Genomic DNA, 2570 nt, shown 5'->3' on the forward strand with positions numbered 1-2570 from the left:
TGTCGTCTTATGCTTTAAGTGAATTTCGAATGTCTGATCATGACTATCATCAGTATCAAATTGAACCCCATTTGTAGGATAATCGTTCGATACTAACTCATAACCACTATTTTCATATGAATTAATTTGTGATTGAGGGCGATAATTAGACAGTGTTTTTGAGGGCCCCTCAAGATTTTCTTCTGCTAATACTTTTTTGGCAGTGTCATCAATAAAAGTTACTTTTGCCTTTTGAGTATCACCCTTATAGATTACATAGTAGTTAACTGTAGTATCGGCAGTTGGAAAATCCACTTCGGTTGCACTTGTTATGATCTTTGAGCCCTCAGGGGCATTTGCATTTGAAGGAATCGTTGCTGTGCTTGTATCAACTGAAAATCCTGGAATGCTAGCTGGTTTAATGGTAGCTTGCTTTTGAGAACTTGAAGTTGGGTAGCCCCAAGTGGTGTCGATGTAGGAAAGGTCTCTACCATCTTGATCAATATAATGAACCTTAACTGCTGATTGACCTGCGAGGTGACTTGAGTTTGGTTGAGTTTGTGTTGTTGCAGTACTAATAACATTGCCGTTTGCATCTAATTGCTGAACCTTTACCGTTGCAGCAATCATCTTATCAAACACAGTGATATTAGTACCTGTTTGTACTTGTCCTGCCCCACCATTCATTTGTAGTTGGTGTGCATAAAAATCAATAGTTGCATTTTTTGATTCAATTGCATTAGACGATGGATCAGTTAGGTTAAACTGATCCAAATCGATGCCGGCTTTAATTTGATCCGCTGTTAATACCAAGTCAGACTTGGCTACACATTTAATAACATATGCAGACCCATCAGACTGAATTGAGTAGTATAAGCCAGTACCCTTAACAGCTTTTTTTAGATCATCAAGGCTCAAATTTTCCCCTGCATTAGTAATAGAAAGGTTAATTTCTTTGGCATAATCATCCCCGTAATGAGCATATACATTATGATTCTTATCCAGTGCTTGAACCTTTTTTGTGTCAGGGTTTACAAAAAAAGTAACGACCCCTACACTACCACTAGTAACATCAAATTTTTGACTACTAGTAATCTTTTCGTAACTAATAACTGGATTTGTTAGATCAACAGTCCCACTTGTCCCGTTACTATTTTGTAAATTCATAAACTCAGTATCGTTAGGAATAACGGTGTGATCTAGATACTCACGAATAGTAGCGCCACTATCTTGTGCACCAACTGTAGGGGCTGCTCCAACCTTATCCGGTTCAATAATTTGAGCATCTACGGTTTTAATCTGAGAAGGTGTGATTTGAATTGGACTTGTATTGCTGCTTCCTCCAAAACCTTTAACAGTAAAATCGGCATTAAACGGCGCTTTACTATAATTAGTTCTTCCTAATCCTAAGTTAAGGGTGTAGAACCAGTTTGATGACATTGTAAAATCGGTAACCCCACCGTCAGTAAGATTATTTGACTTAGTTACTGTATAGGTTAAAGTACCACCAGTACCTTGACCATTGTCAACATACTTTATGATTCCATGAACATTCTGAGCAGCATCAACAACTTCAATATCTGATCCTTGTTTGATAATATTACTCATTGCGTCACTTAATGAAGTTGGGTTAGTGACTGAGACATCTGCAAGCTTAATAGTATTTCCGCTGACTAATTTACTGTTCTCAACTGTGAAGCTTCCTTGAAGTCCAACACGTACCCAGTTATCTTCCTCTAACGTTGCTGGAACGTTAGTCATATAAATGTTTGACTTAAGTGCCTCTAGCTGTTGAGTGCTGTCGCCACTACGAAGAGCGACAGTATTATTTGCAGTAGATGATGACTTTGTTACACTACTAGTTCCCTCAGAAGTTGAATCGGATGACTTTGTTACACCACTAGTTCCCTCAGAAGTTGAATCGGATGACTTTGTTACACCATTAGTTCCCTCAGAAGTTAAATTATCCTTTGATTCTGAAGAAGCCGAACTGGAGCTTTCAGACTTCGATGATGTCTGACTAGAATTAGCTTCTGAACCAGTATTAGTTTGAGAAGCATCACTAGCGTGGGCTGTATTATCAGCAATACCTGAATACCCCGCACCCAATAGAGCAAAGGCAGCGATGGATACAACAACCCACTGCTTCTTTACTTTTTTCATCACTTTTTTGTTATTTTCTTTAGTAAGTTGTCTCTTGTTATAAATCATGAATACACATTCCTCTCAAATACTAATGTAACGTAGTGTGCATTTTAATCACTACGACATATCCATTACTCGTACCATTATTATACTATAGGAAATAAGAACTTTGAAATAAGAGTCTTAATGACAAATTACAAGTTTAACGCGAACAACACTGAAAAATTCAATTGGGGTTCAATCATTACGTCATTTCATGGGCTACTTATTAATCAGCTCGAGTAACTCATAAAGTTGTTGCTCATTGACATCTTTAAAATTAGATTTTTTAGAGAAGAAGTTACCGTAATTTGCGATTGAATAATTCAATTACTGACCCTTCCCCAGAGTGCTCGTATGCTGATAAAATGGACAGATTTTATGCATCGTCCACTGTATAATTATCC

At 37.4% G+C, this 2570-nt stretch carries 1 protein-coding gene; it reads right to left on the bottom strand.

The window, feature by feature from the left end:
* The coding region (locus IV71_RS01835) for a mucin-binding protein (protein ID WP_162258590.1) at positions 1 to 2190 on the bottom strand (2190 nt) is incomplete at its 3' end.
* Positions 2191 to 2570: the final 380 nt, after the last annotated feature.

Origin of the sequence: Fructobacillus fructosus KCTC 3544 (genome assembly GCF_001438695.1) — a bacterium.
In the GTDB taxonomy this organism is placed as follows: domain Bacteria; phylum Bacillota; class Bacilli; order Lactobacillales; family Lactobacillaceae; genus Fructobacillus; species Fructobacillus fructosus.